Consider the following 18,603-nt stretch of genomic DNA (forward strand, 5'->3'; position numbering starts at 1 on the left):
GCCGCGGGCTTTCACCCCCCATCGCCGTGCCCGCACGGTGACCTCCACAAATTTCGCTCACTCGAAAGGAGCCCACCACCATGAGCACCGCAACCGACATCCTGCGTTCGATCGAACAGCGCGCCGAACGCGCCATTGCCCAGGAGCTGCATCAGATGATTCAGCAGGTGCTGGGCCTGCGGACAGCCCTGATCCTGGACGATCGCGCCCATGCCGATGCCTTGCTGCTCAAGCTCGACCGCCTGATCGACGATCAGGTTGTCCGGCCAATCGACACCGGCACGATGCCACCCATGCCGCCGCTGCCGGACCTGGACGGCCTGTGGCCGCCCGGCCCGAGCGACTACGAAGTCCGCTTCTTCGACCGCGACTACGGCGACCTCGAGGACGTGACTGTCGTCGAGAGCTTCCCACTGGCCGTCCAGGTAGCCGCCGATCGGCATAAGGCCGATCCGGCCGATCTGACCGAAGCCGGCTGGGCCGATGGCCGGGGCACGCTCACCGTGCGCTCGCACTACGGCACGGTGCTGCTGCGCATCGAGGCCATCGAGAAGCCGATGCCTGTCGTGCAAGCGCACGTCGCCCGCGCCTGCCAGGCCCTCGAGAACGGGGAGCCGGCGCCGGCACAGCAACTCTTCACCGCGCTGCGGCAGGTCGCCTGAGTACCTGAGCCGCTCGTCACTGATCCCAGACCACCCGGTCTTTTCATCCACCCGACGGGGGAGCCTTCCCCCTACGGGCGAGGGCATCTCACGTCTTCATCAGGAGTTGAGCATGCCCTCCACATTCTGGGCCGACGCGCCCACCCCGGTCCTCGCGACCGAGCAGTTCCCGCGCATCCTCGCCGGCGTGATCGCGGCGGAGCCCCACGACCGCAGTGTCCTGAGGATCTTCGGCATCCCCGAGTCCGCCGGGTCCGATGCCACCCACAAGCCAAGTCCCCGGCCGCAGATCGCCCTGAAGCTCTATGAGCGGCTGATCGAGGCAGTTCTCGCGAGCGGGGTGGTCTATTCGCTGCGCACTGTTCGGGTCGCCGACGATTTGTACATCGAGTACCTCCCGGCGCAGCGCTGCCTGTGGCTGAAGTATCAGCAGATCCTCGGTTCGCGCCTGCTGATCCAGATGACCGAGGAGCAAGCCGCGCTGTTCGAGAAGACGGCCCGGCAACTGCGAGCGCCCGAACCGGACAAGGACGCCGACTCGGAAGCCGAGATCGACACCTCGTCGCTGCAAGGCGAGATGGCCCTGCTGCGCGCGAAGGGGCAACGCATCGAGCTGCCCGCCCGGCGGCTTCAGCACTACGCCCGCATCAAGGCACTGATCCTGGCGGCTGGAGGCGTCTACAGCCGCAACGGCTTCCAGTTCGGCGCGGCCATCGACGTCAAGGAGGTGCTGACCCGATTGCGGGGTGGCGAGAAGCCCAACCCTAAGAAGGCGCGGCAAGCCTTCTTCACCCCGGAGGATCTGGCCGCCGGGACGGTGGCCTGGGCCGCTGAATACCTGGGTGACCTCGCTGGCAAGCGGATGCTCGAACCCTCGGCCGGAGAAGGTGCCTTGGCCGAGCCCGCCCGCGCCGCCGGAGCGAAGGTGCTCGCCGTGGAAAACCATGGCCCGAGCGCGCAGATCCTGCGCGACAAGGGCTTCGAGGTGGTGGAACGGGATTTCCTGTCCCTGAGCCTGGCCGACATCGGTCTCTTCGATGGGGTCATCGCCAATCCGCCGTTCACCAAGGACCAGGACATCACCCACGTGATCCACATGTGGCGATTCCTGCGTCCGGGGGGCGTGCTGGTGAGCCTGACCTCGCCGGGCTGGCGTACCGGACGCACGAAAGCACAACGCAATTTCCGCGCCTTCGTGGACAACATCGGCGCCGAGGTCGAGGCCTTGCCGGCCGGCGCTTTCAGGGCATCCGGAACGAACGTCTCCGTCCTGCGCCTGCGGGCCGTGAAACCGGTCGACGGTGCACCTGCGGGCCGCCAAGCCGGGCGGAACGCGTGAGGTGTGCCATGGTGAACGTCACCCTCAACACCGAGCAGCAGCTCTACGTGCTCGATCATGGCCACGGCTGTACGTGCTTCGGCTTCACCAATGCGCGCGACCACGCGAACCAGATGGCCGAGCGCCTGAAACGCCCGGACCTGGCCTTCAATGAAGCGGATTTCCGGGCGCTCAGCGGCTACCAGAAGTACCTGGCCGCCGTGGACGCCTGGGGGAAGTCTCCCTTGAGCCGCAAGACCTACTTCGATCCGGCGACCGATCCCAAGGCCGCCCGGGTCCTGGAACGGTGCCGGGAAGCCAATGCGAAGGTCCGTCTGATCCTGGGCGACACCGCAACAGGCCGGACTTGGCTCGACGAGCATGACGTGGTCGGCCGGATCGGCCGATCGACGGGAACGCTCAAGGTGCCGCTGCTGATCGAGCCGGGCGCCGACGGCGGCATCGCCGTCCTCACGGCCTGCCTGCTGGCGATCATCGACTGGGAGAGCGGGAAGTTCCTTTTCCGCCATCCCCGGTACCGCGCGCCGGACCTGCTGATCCGGCCGAGTGACGACACGGAACGCCCCTGGGAGGTGCTCCATGACGAACAGGTTGTGGCGTGCTTCTGGGACATCGGCAAGGCCGGTGCCTATGTCGCCTTCATGCGCGGCGAGACGGTCGAGCCGCGCATCTTCCAGTAGCTGCCCTCACTTTACGGCCCCGACTCCCCACACGGGTGGTCGGGGCCGCTTTTTGTGCGGAAAGATGCGGCTCCTGAAAACGATGGTCACGTCAGCCGCAAGCGTCTTCACTTGCCACGCATTGCGGATGGCGTTTCGCCCTCCCCCATCACGAACCCACCCTCGCCGCGAGACAATGCCTCATCACTCGCGCTCCATCGCGGAGCCATTCCGGGTACGCCCGGCGTCGCAGTCGTCACCTGCCCTTTCGTACCGGCCGCGCACGCGGCTGGTTCCTCCCATCCATTCGGGACACCGGTCCCGAGGGAGGTCTGGTGTTCCGTCCATCAGGAGAACACCATGAGCAACCTTCGCATGGATCTTTGGACCGTGCTGACCGCAGCGATCCGCAACGCCATCAAGTCGGTGATCGGCGGAACCGCGCCGAAACCCGCAGCGACAGCCTGCGTCGCCACACCGACAGACGCACCCACCGCAGGCACCGGCTTCGACCCACGACAGCTCAGCCGCGCCAGGCTATTGGGCGAACTCCTTGCCCCCATGCCTCCCATCGGACCGGGTGAGCTGAGCCAAGCCTGCGACGCAAGTCTCCCACTGGCCTTGCCGGCCGCCCTGGAAGCCGGGATCACCCGGCGCCTGCTCGCTGCACGGGAACTGCTGTGCCGCGACATGCTGACTGACCTGCAGGGACGTCCGGTGATGGATTCACCCAAGCAACTGGCCGAATGGTTGCGCCTGCATTGCGCGGGGCTGGACTACGAGGTCTTCCTCGTCATTTACCTGGATTCCCAACATCGGCTGATCACTGTCGAGCAGCTCTTTCGGGGGACGCTCACCCAGGTCAGCGTGTATCCCCGAGAGGTCCTGAAACAGGCACTTGCCCACGGGGCTGCGGCCCTGGCCCTGGCGCACAACCACCCCAGCGGCGGCCTGGAACCCAGCATGGCGGATCAGCGGATCACCCAGCAGTTGAAGACCAGCTTGGCGCTCATCGACGTCCGCGTCATCGACCACTTCATCGTGGCCGCTGAGGGGCACTACTCGTTTGCCGAACACGGGTTGATCTGAGCGATGAGCACACGCCTTCCTCCCTCCTGCCCTATGTGCGCAGGCCCCGGCGTCGCGCTGGGCCAGCTCGGCAACCTGCGCTGGTTCCGCTGCCGGGATTGCGGCATGGACTTCAGCAAGGCCGCTCGGCGCAAGCCCAGGCGAGCCGAGGTTCATCACCCCCCTCCTCTGACACGCCCGGAGCATCAACCATGATGCCCCCACGACAAGGGACTCCCAGTCTGTGCGTCGCGGAATCAAGGTGATAATTCGACGGTCAGGTCTGCACCTCCCTGCTATCTCCTCCCTGTAGCAAGCAGACCTTTCACCGCCTTGGTTCGCCAAGGCGGTTTTCTTTTTCCGTTCAACAGCGATGTCCGGGAATCAACGAGAAGTAGAGAGGGCCTGCGCCCTGGCATGAAAGGCTGCGCTATCCGCAATGGACATGGTGCCAACGGGACTCCAGCCAGCCGGACGATCAACGCCGGTCGGCCTTGGACATGGCTCGGCTCATTTCAAACGCTTGGTACTTCTGCATGACACGCACGTCGGTGTACTCGCCATCGACCGCGTCCTCGATACTCCGCCCATCCAGCCCTCGGATGCCGTCGATGGCCCCACCCCACAGTTGGCGTTCGCGTGCGGCACCGACAAAGCTCAACAGGTAACCGTCCAAGAGGCCTTGCCCGGGGGATGCGATCTCCGCGCTCAGCGCCGCAAGGTACTCCGTTTTGCGAGTGCGCTGCCACTCAATGCAAAAACCAGCTCGATGGCAGAGTTCGCTGTGGATGATCAGCATCGTCCGACCATTGCCATCGAGAAAGGGGTGACCGAAGGCGAACCATCCCATGACCTCGCCCGGGTGCTGCCGCAAGGCAGCCTTGTCTTGCCCGATGCGCAATCCTTCCTCAACCGCCCGTCGAGCATCAAGAGGATGGGCAAACACGGTGTTGCCTTTGGAAACCGCGATGTTGGGCACAGTCGCAGCACGATCCTGCCCGGCCCAAGGATAAAACGCCGAAAACAGGATTCGATGAACGGCAAGGAAGTCTGAGTATCCGAGCGTCTGGCGCTTCGCAACATGGGCGAGCGCCTCGTCCAACCCAGTTCGAAACAAGGTGTGCTCCAGTTCCCGCACGATCTGAGGATCCTTCTCGCCATACAGGTTTCGAAGGTAGCCGGCCCGGTCAAAGTCCTTAAACGGGTCGAACATGCTGTTTGCGCTCCCGAAGGTGCCTGATCGTCAGCGCTGCCACCTCCTCCTTGGACAACTTTCCAGCCCGCTTGAGTGCAACAAGCAAATCCTGAGTACTGTCTGACCTGACCTCATCGCCAGCCAGATGCGTGACTGTCTCCGCCCACTGATCCATCGAGCTCGGGACGTAGGCCACCTTGAGTCGACGCGCGAGGTCTTGAACGAAGCGCGCGACGCCCGACGCCGGGATCACCAGCGACCGATGCGCCTCGACATCACGATGCTTTCGACGACGGCTTCGGAATTTGACGAGCTGTCCATCAATCACCAGCCTGCGCGAAATCCTCGGCGAATCGGTCTCCGCCAAGAGAGCCACTGCACCATCTTCGGTTCCGCCAGCTTCATTGCAGGACACCATCCCTCGCAGAACCAATCCCCACTTCTGGGCCGTCTCGCGAACGATTTCCTCCAGATTTCCAAGGGGACGTACTCGCCCGCTCGGGCTTTCGCGCTTCGCCTTGGCATAGACGCCATTTGCAAGACGGAGCAACTCCCCATCGCGCAACAGAGCTCCCAGAGCATGCGTCACCTGCGTCCGACTCCCTAGAGCAGCAACTTCCGAGCGAAGCACGACGGAGCCTGATCGACGCCTAATCGACTGGCGCATCCGATCCTCCAGCTTCATACGAACACCCCTTGCAAGGTCACAAATTCAATTTTAACACTCACCCCATAGAAATTCCATTTTTCCACGCAGCGACAATAACTTACATGTTCAAAATTTGCCGGAAAACCGGCATCAGTTGTCCATTCTGTAACCAGCCGTGACGCCCATCATGCCCCTTGATACTCCGACTCAGTTGGCGGGGCCGACGCTTTCATCGTGGGAGGCCCCCAGGCGTCCAGATTGATCACCGCGTCGGCCATGGACGTCAGTTCCGGCGTCTGGGAGATGAAGATCTCCCGCGCATACCCACCCAGGCGCAGCACCTCGCGCTTCATCGCCATGAACATGCGCTTGCGCGCCGGGTCCAGAGCGCCATCGACCTCGTCGCTGAAGAGCGTGCCGTAACAGCGGCCACTGTTCTGCGACAGGTACAGGGCGACCGCACGCACCAGGCACTCGTTCACCCAGATCCTCTCCCCACCGCTCATCTGCTCGACCCGCTTGCTCTGCCCGGACTCCCCGTCGTGGACTTCGATGACGAAGCCCTCTCGCTGCTCGCCCTTGCGGTTCTCCACCTGGGTCAGCAGTGAGACCGTGAACCTCGGGCCGTAGCTCGCCAACAGCAGGTCGTTGGCAAGGCCCGCGAGGGCGGGCCCCGCATCGTCGATCGCCAGCGCGATCAGGCCATCGTTGCCCAGGCACTTGACCAGCAGGCTCCAGTTGCCCAGCTGCGCCTCCACCTGGGCGATGCGTGCCGCTGCATCCGCCCGCTCCCGCTTCCTGTCCCGGAGCTGGCGGTCCAGGGCGGTCCGCCTTTCGGCATCCCGCACCGCTTGCAGGTGGGCGCGCTCGGCCTCGGCGAATGCAGCCTGCGCTGCGGCCAGGGTTCGCTCCGCCTCGGACAGAACCCGTCCGTCGAAGGCCGGCGGCAAGGCTGCCAGTACCTCATCCAGCCGATCGAGCCCCTGTCGGTAGTGCTTGGCCTGCTGCTCGTGCTGTGCTTCCAGCGCCTTTAGCGTCGCCCTGATGTCGAGGCGCTCGGCATGTTCCTCATCGGTCTCGCCGTCCTGGCTTCCGGCTTGCGTCAGCGCTGCCAGTTCCCGCTCGATGTCGTTGCGTCGGGTCAGTGTCTGCTGAATCTCGCCCATCCGGGCGGCCAACCTGCCGTTTCGGGTTGCCCGATCGCGGGCGATGGCTTCCCGCCGCTCGGCATGCGCCAACACCTGGGGCGCCTGCGTCAGGGCCCGACGCTGCGTCTCGTGCTCGCTCAGTTGCCGCTGGACATCCGCCTTGTCGGCGGACAAGCGCCGGATCGCCCCCTGGGCGCTGGGCATCAACCCCTGCGCCTCGCGGGCGTCGCCCAGGAGCTTGCACCGCCCCTGCAGGTCGGTCCCGGCGCAAGGCACCTCCCGTGCGAGCCCGAACCGGCGCGCCAGATCCTCCGCCCTCAGAGCGGCCTGCCCCGCCTCACGCTCGATCGCCTTCAGGCGCTGCCTGGCCGACTCCCATGCGGCCGTGCATCGGCTGAGTTCCTGCACCTGATGGCGTGCAGACTGCAACCGCTCGGCGCGGCGGGCCGCCACGGATTCTGCCAGCGACAGCCGACGGCCTGCGCGCCGCACTGCCGCCTCGCCCAGCAGCACCGTGTCGCATTGCCGACGCTGGCGGTCGAGGGTCTGGAGTTGTGCCGACCGTTGCGCCTTGCGGTGGGCGATGCGCTGTTCGAGGCGCACCAAGCGTTGTCGCTGAGCTTGCGCCTGGTCGGCGATGACCTCGATCACCTGTTTGCCCGTGCCGATCAGGGCACTGCGCTCGCCATTCAACTGGGTGCGCCGGGCTTCGAGGCCCCGCGCCTGCTCGAAGACCGCTTGCTGGCGGGCCAGATGCGTGTGGGCAGCTTCCTGCACACGCAGGGCCTCCACCCGGGCACGCGCCTGTGTGGCGATGCGCGTGCCGGTGTCTCCCAAGGACTGGTACTCATCCTGCAGGCGCAGGAGCTGTTCGTCCAGGCTCGCCTGTTGCTGGCGCATGGCGACCAGACCAGCCTTCAGCAGGTCGACCACCTGCGCAGCCTTCTTCCCTTCGTTCCGGATGTGCTCCTGCCCCAGCAGGTCGGCGAGCAGGGTTTTGATCTCGCTGTTCTGGTAGGCGCTCAGCTGGCGCTTGCCCTGGGCACTGAAGGCAGAGGTGAAGAAGGTCTCGGCGCTACCCAGCAAGTGTTCGACACAGCGGTTGTAGGTGCCGGTCTTGCCATCGGACAGGGTGCCATCCGGCAGCACCACCGGACGCCAACGCCCCTCTGCATCGGCCTCGAAGAGGAAGGCATCGGTCGCCCGCCGGCCGTTGTTGCGGATCACGATCTGCGAGCGAAAGCGCCGCCCCTCGTGCAGCCATACCAGGTCCTTCTCGCTTTCCGGCAGCACCACGTGATCGTAGTAGGAGAAGCCGCCCGGCCCCGCCAGGCTCGTGCGGGACGGCAGGGTCTGGAAAGGCTGCAGGTTGTCGAGGATGGTGCTCTTGCCGCGGCCGTTAGCCCCGGAAAGCGCCACCAGTTCGGCATCGCCCGCCAGCCGCTCCAGGTCGAGGGTCAGTACGTCGAGTCCAAGGCCATCGCGGATGCCGCGAAAGCCCTTCAAGGTGAGCGAGAGGGGATACATCGCATCGGGCTCCAAAGGTCAGAGCCTTCAGCTTCCCACCGGCGCGCACCGCTTCAAGGGGCGAGCGAGTGGCGCCTTGTCGAGAAACGTCCACACGGCACCCGGAAATCACGCGCCTTCGAACCTGTGCGCATCGCCTTGCCGCGCACCCCGTTGCCCGATTCACCCAGCCCCAGCAGACCTCCCTCATCCTTTGCGATCGGATGATCGCCCCCCCTTCCAGCCCCGGACGGGGAACCCGGCCGCGTGCCGGGCGGCGTAGCCGTTACCTGCCTTTGATTTCCGCACCTCGCGGACCCCGCAATCCCGGGAACACGTTCCCGGCGCGGGGAGGTGTTCCCGTTCTTCTTGGAGACACCTCGATGCCCAGCCAGATCATGAACATCGGCCCCGTGCCATGCGAAGAAAACGCGGCCCAGGTGGGCCGCCCCGACTACGAAGAACGCTCCCGGCGCGAATGCCAGCTGTTCAAGCGCATGCTGGAACGCCTGCATCCCGTCCCGGCCGACTGCCAGGCCGGCCTGGTCATCAAGTCCTTCCCGCACGACTTCGGCAGTTACCGCGAGGTGTGCGTGCGCTATGAGGACACCGACCCGATCGCCACCGGTTACGCCTTCGACCTGGAGAGCAATACGCCGGCCGAATGGGACGCCATCGCGCGCTACGAGCTGATCTGGCTCGAACGCCTGGAGGTTCTGAACTGCGCCGTGCGCAAGGGCGAGATGAGCCAGGACGACATTCCGGCGGCCTTCCGTACCGGGCAATTGCCCGCACTGCCTGCCGAGCACACGTTCAGCCAGCTCCTCGCGGCCTTCCCGCTTTGGTTTTCCGCGTAGGCCGGGTCTGCCGCTCCAGGTCAAGCCTCGTCAGGTTATTTCCCGTCTCTGGAGACAACCCCATGAACCGCAAAGCTCAGTCCCTCGCCAAGGCAACCAAGTGCCCCTCGAAGCCGCCCGCATCACTGGCGGCATTCACATGGTCAAAGTAGTTGTACCAGCCGCTAGCCAAAATTCCCCCCAAAAGTACATTTCGCGCCTGCTGATCTGGAAAGCGCCAGATTCCCACGAAGCGGTGCTCGCTAGCCTGCGCAATGCTGCGATCGTTTTCGCCAAGTGCCAGCACTTCAATTCCCAGCTTAGACAGCTCACTCATGGCAGATTGAATACCATCCAAGAACTTTTTGCGCTGATCGGCTGACAATACCTGCCACGCGGCATTGGGAGTGTAGAGTTCGATGAGATAGTGCGACATAAGTTGTTCCTTTCATTTCAAATTACGCAGAGCCCGCTGGCATATTCGGCGTGTGGCATCGGCGGGCTTGCCTTGAAGCCACTGTGCGCAAAGGCTGCGCACCCAGTCGGGCTGATCCTTGGCGACATCGTTAAGCCAGTTGGCTACGGAGTCCTGCACATACGCAGATGGATCGGCACGCAACGGCGACAGAATGGGCAAGCCACGGTTCGGTTCGTCCTTGAACAAAGAGATGTGCGCGCACCACACGCCACGCGGCCGCAAAGCTTCGCTGGCGAAGCGTCGCAGACGGCAGGAAGGAGAGGCTGTCCAGACCGACAGTTGCTGGACAGACACTTCCAACTGCTCTGTCAGGTGTGGTCGTAGTGCCATCCAGGCCCACTCGCGAACACCAAAATGCGCGTCGTCAGCAAGCGGTTGGATGGCGGCGAGACGCGCCAATAGATCCTGCTGAACCTGCGCACCAATCATGAAACAAGCCCAGCCACGCACTGTGTCCGATTCGCTAGTACGGCAGCGATCGATACCTGCCGCCCCCAGAGCATTCAGCAGCACAGCGCCGATCCCCGCCATCCGCTTCAGGATGCCAAGTGGGCACACCTCGTCTGCCTCAGCCAGTAACCGCTGAGGCAGTTCAGGAAAGGTTGCACGCAGCAGGCGAGCCTGATCTACTGCGAGGCACTCTACGAGCGTCGCGCTCTGCAACACGCCGCGCGACAATCCGTCAAGGATGTCAGGAGAGATGTCGGTCCCACGCGTAGCCCCCTTGCGAGCGGCAGACCGACTCACCTGCATGTCTTTACGCCACCAACGCAAAGGTTGCCAGCAGCCTTATCGAGCAGCAGCGCAAGGTGGCCACGCTCATGGATAGTCAGGTTGCTGAACAAGCCTGCAATCCAACGCCCATGCGAATCAAAAACCCTCACTGCCACCTGTTTGCCTTTACGGGTCAAATAGATGCGCAAAGCCCGGCGATCATGGCTATCGACCCGACGCTCGATCAACGCCTCACGTTCCAGGCCATCAAGGAGTCCCGTGACCGTAGCACGTGTTACGCCTGCCTGTTTGGCGAGTTCATTGGGAGCCAATCCATCGCTGGCGGCTTCTAGAAGGAACATCAGCACAAAGCGGCCCTCGGAGAGGCCGTGGGGCGCCAGCAAGCGCGCACAGTCACGATCAATAGAAGACGCGAGCGACAGCACTTGAAAGCACAGCCGGATTCCCTCCACATCAGGGAGCCCCCGCCGCTGCACCTCTTGAAGTAGGGCTTGGTATTTTTGATCGAACTTCACATTAGCCACCATATCATATGGCGCCTAATTATATAGGCATTCCGCCTTCCACGATTCAAACAAACACGCGCGCACATGTCGAGGCATATTCCTTCACCAGCGCTCTCATCCCAATCGATTGGAGCAGATGCTCCACGATCTCAGTCGGCCCCTCTTCGCTCAGTGCTTCCAGGCACTTCAGCACACAAGCAGGCTCCACGCCAGTGAGCTCCGCCCAGCGCCGCACCTTGTCGGCCAGGGTGCCAAGCTGGCTGATGCTCGGCGCCCGGGTCCGCACGACTGGGACGATCCGCCCTTCCAGCTTGGCCTGCGCAGCGCCTGCCAGCAATCGGCTGATTGCGGCGCGATCGACCGCGTGGCGATCCTCGTCCGCGACTGTCCAGCGTACGCGCACATGCGCCCCCTCCACCCCGTGACTGGCGATGGCCTCGCGCAGCGCCTCCAGATCCGGTCGCCCTTCGAACACGATGTCGATAGTGCGCCGCGCCGGCGTCGGCACCAGCATGCACGCCCCGGCATCGGCGCTCACCTCCCAAAGCAGAAAACCCTTCTCGCCCTCCTCCCCGAAGTGGAAGCGCCCGATGGAGCCGGCATAGGCGATGCACTGGCGGCCAGCCGGCCCGTTCTGTTCCCAGGATTGATGGCGGTGGATGTGGCCCAGCATCACGGCCTGGGTTTCGGCGCTGAACAGCACGCCGGTGCTGAATTCGTGGTCGAAACCCGCCATCGGCACGCCATGCTCGGAGAGGCTGCCGAACACAGTTCCATGTGAGACAGCGACCGTCGGAATGCCCTGTGCCCGCGCCCGCCGGTTGGTGGGCGCAAAGCCCGCGAGCAGCAGCGCCAGGTGCTCTCCCACCGCCTGGGGCGCATCGACCGCGCCGACGGTGGCTGCGACTACGGCCTTGTTGATGGTCGGCACGCATGACAGCAGCAGCCGCGCGCCCATCGGCACGTCCTCGAAGCGCCAGCTGCTGGAGGCCTGCCAAAAGCCCTCCCGCGTCAGCGCAACCTGCTCGATGCGGTCGGCGACATGCACCGGATGGCGCGCTCCCAGCAGCCGAAACACCGAAAGCGTCCCCGGCGGCTCGTGCGAAAACGTCCCCTGCAGCATCAGCACCGGGCAATGGTCGGCCAGCCGGCGCACCTGCGCCAGAAGCTTGAGGGTGGCCGGCTCATGCAGGTCCAGGCCGTGGTCGGTGGCATCCCCCGAGAGGATCGCCGCCTCGACCCGTTCGGCGATCGCCCGATCGACCGCAGCCCCAAAGCACCGATCCGCCTCCTCCAGCGTCGCAGCGCCGTAGTGCAGATCGGAAAAGTGAGCGATGCGCATGGTCAAGCCCTCCCTGCCATCGCGCCCAGGACACAGTCGACCTTGTCGGCGTAGCCTTCCGGATCATTGGTGTAGCGCTCCAACTCGTCCCAGGCGCGGCCGCGGCCATGGGGGTTGATCTTCCAGCCCCGACCCCAGCGCCGGTCGGCGTACTGCTGGAAGCGCCCAGCATCCAGACCCATCGCCTCGGCGCGCCCCAGCAACTGTTCAAGCGTGGGATGGCCTGGGCGCATGGGCGCGGCCACGTCCACCGGCTTCGCATCGCCCTCAATGGCCTTGTCGGCTGCAGCCGGATGCCCCGCCGGCACGCCTTCGAGCACCTGCTCGGCCAGGCTCGCCTGCATGATGGCCGTTTCCGTATCCTCGCCGTCGCGCAAGAGCGCGGTCACGTCGATCGGCGCCTCCAGCTCGATGATCCACTGCGGCACGCGCACGGCGCGCCCGTTCTCGTCGATGTGCGGCACCTCGCGCAGCACCTTGGTGAGATAGAAGGTCTCGCGCGCCCAGTCAAGGAAGCCTGAGATCCGGCCGCCTCGCATGTGGCCGATGGCTTGGAAGCGCTGGAACGCATTGCTCATCGCATAGAAGCTCGTCGTCGGCAGCTCCAGCGCGCTGATGGTGCGGATGCCCGGGATGAAGAAAAGGAAGCGGCCGGTCAGGTTGCACTGGCGCGCCTGGTATTCCGGGCAGGACTCGGGATCGCAGACCCCGCCGTTGTCCTCGCGCAGCATTGTCTTGCGTCCGCCGAAGATGCGGATCGTGCGCCGGCCGGTGTGGTCCATCGGAACCGGCGCGTGGCACATGCAATGGCGCGTCACGCCATCGGCCGAATACTGAGACCAGAAGCGCTTCTCGTGCGTACCCCAGGCAGCCAGCTCGTGGGGCATGACGCTCTGCCAGTGATCGGCCGGAAACACCACGGGGAAGCGGTAGAGGCGGCGCCCCTGGCCCCGCTCCTCGCCGTAAGCGTCGAGGATCTGTTGCGCGACCTCCGGGTTGGAGAAATCCTGAGCCCGTACCGTGAACCAGGGCACATTGCGCGGCACCAGCGGCGACTTGAGTTGGGGCAGCGCCTCCTTCAAGGTACGCTCGATCTGCTCGAACGAATGGCCATCGGCCACGCCCTGCCTGTAGATCTCCTTCGCCTTCGGCATCTCAGCCGCGCGCTTGGTGAGCACCATGATGCCCGGACGAATCTTGCCGCCGGTCGGGATGCGTGCAGGCCCCTGGCCCAGCAGTGTCGGCTGCGCGACGGAACCGCCCTGAACGGTGACGATGGTGTTCGCCATGTTTCGCTCCTTCATGAACCTCGGCAGATGCCGACGATTCATGCTCTCAGCGCGCTACCACCTTTCAAGCCCGCGAACGCCCTCTCCTCCCGACCGGAACAAGCGTCGGCCCGTCCCTGCCCTCGCGATTTCCCCTTGCGTGAAATGCAAGTTCAACGGAACGCCGAGGCTGAAGCGCCGCTCATGGCACCTCTGCACGATCGTGCGTGTCGTCTGACCTCGCTGGCGCTGATGAACGCTGGCGGGATGGAAGGGGTCCCGGTGGACCGGATAGTCACTGTTCGGCCAAAGCAGCCTGCCGAACATGCCAGGCCTTGGCGCGCTGCTGAGCTGCCCACATCGCGCGGTACCGCCCTTCCCTGGCAAGGAGTTCGTCGTGCCGGCCTTGCTGCACGAGCCGACCGCCATCGATGACCAGAATCCGGTCGGCCGCCGCAATGGTGGAAAGCCGGTGGGCGATGACGATGACCGTACGGCTCTCCACCAGCGCGTCTATGGCCCGCTGCACGGCCAGCTCGCTCTCGGTGTCGAGCGCCGCGGTCGGCTCGTCGAGGATGACGATGGGTGCGTCCTTGAGCAGGGCGCGGGCGATGGAGATGCGCTGGCGTTCGCCGCCGGACAGGCGCGCGCCGATGTCGCCCAGGCGCGTATCCCAGCCTTGCGGCAGGCGTTCGATGAAGTCGAGGCATTGCGCGGCGCGGGCGGCTTCGCGCACTGCCTCGTCGCTCGCATCAGGGCGGGCCATGCGGATGTTGGCGATGACCGTGTCGTCGAACAGGTACACGTCCTGGAACACGGTGGAGACGAGGCCATTGAGTACATCGGGCGTCATCTCGCGCAGGTCGACGCCGCCGATCAGGATGCGGCCCGCTTGGGGGTCGGCGTGGCGCATCAAGAGACGCGTGATCGTGGTCTTGCCCGAGCCGGAGGGGCCGACCAGCGCGGTCATGCCGCGCTCGGGCAGATCGGCGCTGAAGGCCCAGAGAACAGGCGCATCGCAGGCTGGATCCTGGCCCGCGTAATGGAAGCGCAGGCCTTCGAACTGCACGTTGAACGTCGTGGGCGTGCGCGCCGGCACGCGCTGCGGCAGCGGGGACACGGCCAGCAGCGCCTCGATACGGTCCAGGGCCGCCTCGACCAGCTCGACGATGTTGGTGTAGCTGAGGAAGTTCGCCAGCGGCTCGGAGAACCGCACCAGTACGACCAGCCATGCGGCCAGCAGGGCCGGCTCCAGCGTGCCCGCCGCCACCCAACTGGCGCCCGCTGCGGCCGTGGCGAGCAGTCCGAGCTCGACCACGCTGGCGAAGATCATCTTCGGCCCGGCGGCTTTGCGCTGGCCGATGGTCTGCACGCGCTCGACCTGCGCGAACGAGGCTTGCAGCGCGGCGGCCTTTTCGCCCTCGCAGCGTGCGGCGCGCAGCACTGGCAGGCCTTGCGCGTATTCGACGATGTCGGCGTTGGCGCGCCGGTGGGCGTCTTCCAGCGCGCGCATGCCGCGCGCCTGGTAGGGGCGGCGCCAGCGGTACAACGCGACGACGGGCGGATAGACCAGCAGCAGCGCGAGACCGAGGCGCCAGTCCACGGCCAAGAGCGCCAGTGCCAGCACCGGCGGCATGACCAGCACCTGCGCGATCAGGTTGGCGACCGTCAGGGTGTAATTGAAGTTCTCGTCCACGTTGCCCAGCAGGGCGGCGTTGAGCTCGCCGGCGCGCTTGTCCTGGATGGCTTCCAGCGGCATGCGGCGCAACTGTTCGCCCAGCCGCGTGCGCAGGGCATGGGTGGCGCGCGCCATGTGCCCGTGAAAATCGAAGCCCTGGGCGCGCCAGCGCAGCGCGGAGGCGATCAGCGCCAGCGCCACGAAGGCGAGCAGCCAGCGCGATGCGGCGGCGCCATCGGGTTCGCGGTTCGCGGTGCCCACCAGCGCGGCAAGCATTGGAAACACGCAGGCCAACGCCAAGCCCTGAACGGCGGCAGCTGCGGCCAGACCGGCGAGGCTGGCGCACAGCGCCTGTGCCTCGCCTCCGGTGCTGCGCAGCAGGCGCTGCAGCAGTTGGCGCCAGGTGGCGAGGGGGGCGGAGTGGACAATGGTTGAGGTACTCATGGCAGGGCTCGGGCCGGCGTGACGGTGAAGGGTTGGCTGGCGCGCTCGTCCACCGCAGCGTGGACATCCACGCGCGGAAGTGCCCGCCAGGCCCAGGCGATGTAGGCGGCGTAGGCCGCACCGGCCAGAGCGAAATGTGCCGCGTAGCCCAGGCGCGCCGCCGAGACGCCGGCCAGCGCGCCGAGCGCGAGGCCCCCGAGGCTCTCGGCGCACATCACCAGCGTGAGGTCGGTGCCTGGCTGGCGGCCGATGACAGCACGGGTGAATACGGTGAAGAAGCCCATCGATGCCACGCCGTCGGCCACCGCCTGCAGCGCTGGCAGCAGCACGTAGACCCAATCCCACTCGATGCCCGATGTCGGCAGCCAGGTGATGCCAAGGCCGCCGTGGATGCATGCGGCCAGCAGACCCAGCAGCAGCGCCACACACAGACCCGCCCCGGCTGCCACACCGCGCGCGGACAGCCCCTTGCGGCCAAGCAGCCAGGCGCCCAGCGGAGCACCCACCAGTCCCCACAACCCCAGGTTCACCGCGGTCATGATGCCCACCTGCTCCAGCGTGACGCCGTGGTCCACCCAGAAGCTCTTGACCATGGATTCGCTGGCGGCGCTGGCGCTCTTGAACAACAGGGCCAGCGCGAGCAGCGTCCAGGGGTGGGCACGCTCGAAGAAGCCGCGCAGGCGCACCCGCGCCGCGTCGTCCCGGGCTCGATGTTCGGGTGCACCGCCCGGTGTCCGCGCCGCCGGCTTCATCCGCATCGCCATGGCGGCCGCGATGATCATGGCCGACGCGCAGGCGAGCATGAAGGCGGCCCAGCCCGCCGTGGCGCCGGCCAGCAGCAGACCGGCGCCGCCCGCCAGCATGCCGCCCGTGAAACCGGCGAAACGCAGGGTGTTGATGCGTGCAGCGCCGACTGCCCCTCGGCGGACGATGGCATGGCGATCGGTGGCGACATCCTGCGTCGCGCAGGCGGCGGCCAGCAGGGTCAGCAACGCCAGCCCGGGCAGGAAGTGCGTGCGCAGGTCCACCGCCGCCAGGACGGCGTAGGCCAGGGCCGCGGCGAGTTGCGTGGCGGCGATGACGCGGCCGCAACCCAGCCGTACCGCCAGGCGCTCGACCGGCGCGGCCCACAGGAATTTCAGCGCCCAGGGCAGGAAGGTCAGGCTCACCAGGCCGATGGTGTCCAACGCGGCGCCATGGCTGCGCAGCCACGCCGGCAAGCCGAGCCAGGCCAGCCCGGTGGGCAGGCCCTGGGCGAAGAACAGAACGGCCAGCAATGCGTCGTCGCGGCGATTGGTCTGAGGGGCGGGAGTGGTCATACGGGGGTCTTTGTGCCGGGAGTGGTGTGCAAGGTCCAGTGCTGGGCGCGCTCGTAGCCGGCCCACAGGCGCGCATAAACGCCTTGTGCTGCGCCTTGGCCTGCCAGCAGCGCCTCGTGCGTGCCGAACTCGGTCAGGTGGCCGCGGTCGAACACCAGGATCTGGTCGGCGTCGCGGATGGTGGCAAGGCGGTGCGCAACCATGAGCACCGTCTTGCCTCGCATCAAGGCCGACAGCGCCTGCACCAGCGCGGCCTCGTTCTCCGGGTCGGCGAAGGCGGTGGCCTCGTCGAGCACGAGGATGGGCCGGTTCTGCAAGATGGCGCGCGCGATGGTGATGCGCTGGCGCTGCCCACCCGAGAGGAATACGCCGCGCTCGCCGGCCGGGGTGTCATAGCCTCGCGGCAGCGCGCTGATGAACTCGTGCGCCTGCGCCGCGGTGGCCGCGGCGACCACCTCGTCCATCGTCGCCTCGGTCAGGCCCAGGCGGATGTTGTCGGCGATGCTGCTGGCGAACAGGAAGGTGTCCTGGAAGACGAAGGCCACGTGCCGCATCAAGGTGTCGGCGCTCATCTCGCGCACGTCCACGCCGCCGACGAGCACGCGGCCGGCGTTCACGTCCCAGAAGCGCGGGATCAGGCGCGCCACGGTCGTCTTGCCCGCCCCCGATGGCCCCACCAGCGCGGTGACGGTGCCCGGCGCCGCGCAAAAGCTCACGTTGCTCAACGCGGGCTCGGCGGCATCGGCACCGTAGCTGAAGCAGACGTGTTCGAAGCGCACGCTGGCGTCGGCAGGCGCGCGCTCTTGCGCCGCCGCGGGCTGCGGCAGCACGGGCAACTCCAGCACCTGCTGGATGCGACGCACCGACAACATGGTCTTGTCCACCAGATGCATCAGCGTCATCAGCGGCAGCATGGCCTCGGCCACGCCGGCGCCCAGCAGCAGCACGGCCAGCCAGGCGCCGAAGTCGAGCCGGCCGGCCTGAAACAGCCAGCCGCCCAGCGCCAGCAGCACGGCCAGCGTGGGCAGCGCACTCATGGCCGCCATGCCGAAACGCGCGCTGAACGCCGCGCCCGCGTACCAGCGCACGAGCACGTCCAGGTAACTGTCGAGTGCGCGCTGGTAGCGGCCGAAGGTGGACTGACCGGTGTCGAAGGTGCGGACCACCGGCATGGCCTGGACGAACTCCACCACAGCGGCGCTGACCTGTTCGCGCGCCTCGTTGTACCGGCGCACCATCTCGGTCCGGTCGCGCATGGCCAGGCTCAGCACGGCCAGGCCTGCCAGGACCACGCCCAGCGCGGCCAGCGCCAGACGCCAGTCGAGCGCGAACATCAGCGCCAGGCTTGCGAGAGGTGCCACGGCGGCGCGAGCAAACAGCGGTGTGCTGTCGGCCACGAAGACATGCAGCGCATTCACGTCGTCCTGCATGACCTTGGCCAGCGCACCCGAGCCCAGGCGCTGGACCTCACCCATGGACACGCGGGCCGCATGCTCGGCCACCCGCGTGCGCAGGATCGTCTCCAGCCGGAAGGCCGCGTAGTGGGACTGGTTGAAGGCCGTGATGCGCAGCACGAGGAACAGCACCGTGCCGAGCGCGGCCAGCACCAGCCAAGGCCATGGATCTGGGTCGGTCTCTGTGAGCAGCGCGCGCACCATCCAGGCCAGCGCCCCGAGCACGACGAATTGGCACAGTGTGGCCAGCGCAGACAGGGCCATGGCGAACTGGATGCGCCTGCGCACCGGTTGCATGATCCGCCACGGGGAGGCAT

16 protein-coding genes are annotated in these 18,603 nt (G+C 66.3%); 5 read left to right on the forward strand and 11 right to left on the reverse strand.

What is annotated here, in order from left to right; genetic code table 11:
* Positions 1-80 precede the first annotated feature (80 nt).
* From NFX52_RS08250 to radC, 4 genes are all read left to right on the forward strand, one after another.
* Positions 81-662, forward strand: coding sequence for a hypothetical protein (locus NFX52_RS08250; RefSeq protein ID WP_004355083.1), 582 nt, complete (start codon positions 81-83; stop codon positions 660-662).
* A gap of 112 nt (positions 663-774) precedes the next feature.
* Complete coding sequence (locus NFX52_RS08255) at positions 775-2,001, forward strand: SAM-dependent methyltransferase (RefSeq protein ID WP_055399650.1); 1,227 nt, start codon at positions 775-777, stop codon at positions 1,999-2,001.
* Positions 2,002-2,009: 8 nt separating this feature from the next.
* Positions 2,010-2,681, forward strand: coding sequence for a hypothetical protein (locus NFX52_RS08260; protein ID WP_238385666.1), 672 nt, complete (start codon positions 2,010-2,012; stop codon positions 2,679-2,681).
* A gap of 339 nt (positions 2,682-3,020) precedes the next feature.
* Positions 3,021-3,749 carry a RadC family protein gene (radC, locus tag NFX52_RS08265; RefSeq protein ID WP_055399652.1) on the forward strand — a complete coding sequence of 243 codons (729 nt, stop codon included), beginning with the start codon at positions 3,021-3,023 and terminating at the stop codon, positions 3,747-3,749.
* A 457-nt stretch (positions 3,750-4,206) separates the two neighbouring features.
* Here radC and NFX52_RS08270 read toward each other — a convergent pair whose 3' ends face one another.
* The 3 genes from NFX52_RS08270 to NFX52_RS08280 all read right to left on the reverse strand — a co-directional run bounded on the left by NFX52_RS08270 (position 4,207) and on the right by NFX52_RS08280 (position 8,247).
* Positions 4,207-4,941, reverse strand: a complete 735-nt coding sequence (locus tag NFX52_RS08270; RefSeq protein ID WP_055399654.1) for a Fic/DOC family protein — start codon at positions 4,939-4,941, stop codon at positions 4,207-4,209.
* Positions 4,925-5,512, reverse strand: a complete 588-nt coding sequence (locus tag NFX52_RS08275; protein ID WP_202907186.1) for a hypothetical protein — start codon at positions 5,510-5,512, stop codon at positions 4,925-4,927. The genes NFX52_RS08270 and NFX52_RS08275 overlap by 17 nt, the downstream gene beginning before the upstream one ends.
* Before the next feature lie 245 nt (positions 5,513-5,757).
* The gene (locus NFX52_RS08280; protein ID WP_202907187.1) at positions 5,758-8,247 is read right to left on the reverse strand and encodes a DNA repair protein; all 2,490 of its coding nucleotides are present in this window, start codon (positions 8,245-8,247) and stop codon (positions 5,758-5,760) included.
* A gap of 362 nt (positions 8,248-8,609) precedes the next feature.
* On the opposite strand from NFX52_RS08280, the gene NFX52_RS08285 reads away from it, so the two are divergent.
* On the forward strand, positions 8,610-9,083 hold the full coding sequence (locus NFX52_RS08285) for a hypothetical protein (RefSeq protein WP_055399658.1): 474 nt from the start codon (positions 8,610-8,612) through the stop codon (positions 9,081-9,083).
* A 76-nt stretch (positions 9,084-9,159) separates the two neighbouring features.
* On the opposite strand, the gene NFX52_RS08290 is transcribed toward NFX52_RS08285, so the two are convergent.
* The 8 genes from NFX52_RS08290 to NFX52_RS08325 form a co-directional block, all read right to left on the reverse strand.
* Positions 9,160-9,498 (reverse strand): DUF6616 family protein, encoded by a 339-nt coding sequence (locus NFX52_RS08290; RefSeq protein ID WP_055399660.1) that lies wholly within the window; start codon positions 9,496-9,498, stop codon positions 9,160-9,162.
* 12 nt (positions 9,499-9,510) lie between these two features.
* Positions 9,511-10,293: a hypothetical protein gene (locus tag NFX52_RS08295; protein WP_055399662.1), complete on the reverse strand. Its 783-nt coding sequence runs from the start codon at positions 10,291-10,293 to the stop codon at positions 9,511-9,513.
* A complete protein-coding gene (locus tag NFX52_RS08300; protein ID WP_055399733.1) occupies positions 10,284-10,790 on the reverse strand; it encodes a MarR family winged helix-turn-helix transcriptional regulator in 507 nt (168 codons plus the stop codon). Before NFX52_RS08300 ends, NFX52_RS08295 begins: the two co-directional genes overlap by 10 nt.
* Before the next feature lie 55 nt (positions 10,791-10,845).
* Complete coding sequence (locus tag NFX52_RS08305; RefSeq protein WP_055399664.1) at positions 10,846-12,123, reverse strand: metallophosphoesterase family protein; 1,278 nt, start codon at positions 12,121-12,123, stop codon at positions 10,846-10,848.
* A gap of 2 nt (positions 12,124-12,125) precedes the next feature.
* Positions 12,126-13,412 carry a recombination directionality factor gene (locus NFX52_RS08310; protein ID WP_055399735.1) on the reverse strand — a complete coding sequence of 429 codons (1,287 nt, stop codon included), beginning with the start codon at positions 13,410-13,412 and terminating at the stop codon, positions 12,126-12,128.
* 274 nt (positions 13,413-13,686) lie between these two features.
* Positions 13,687-15,513, reverse strand: a complete 1,827-nt coding sequence (locus NFX52_RS08315; protein ID WP_055399666.1) for an ABC transporter ATP-binding protein — start codon at positions 15,511-15,513, stop codon at positions 13,687-13,689.
* Positions 15,510-16,898 carry an MFS transporter gene (locus tag NFX52_RS08320; RefSeq protein ID WP_207401939.1) on the reverse strand — a complete coding sequence of 463 codons (1,389 nt, stop codon included), beginning with the start codon at positions 16,896-16,898 and terminating at the stop codon, positions 15,510-15,512. Before NFX52_RS08320 ends, NFX52_RS08315 begins: the two co-directional genes overlap by 4 nt.
* Complete coding sequence (locus NFX52_RS08325) at positions 16,829-18,583, reverse strand: ABC transporter ATP-binding protein (RefSeq protein WP_156358780.1); 1,755 nt, start codon at positions 18,581-18,583, stop codon at positions 16,829-16,831. The genes NFX52_RS08320 and NFX52_RS08325 overlap by 70 nt, the downstream gene beginning before the upstream one ends.
* Between the last annotated feature and the right edge of the window lie 20 nt (positions 18,584-18,603).

This window comes from Acidovorax facilis, from assembly GCF_023913775.1.
Classification (GTDB): Bacteria; Pseudomonadota; Gammaproteobacteria; order Burkholderiales; family Burkholderiaceae_C; genus Acidovorax; species Acidovorax facilis.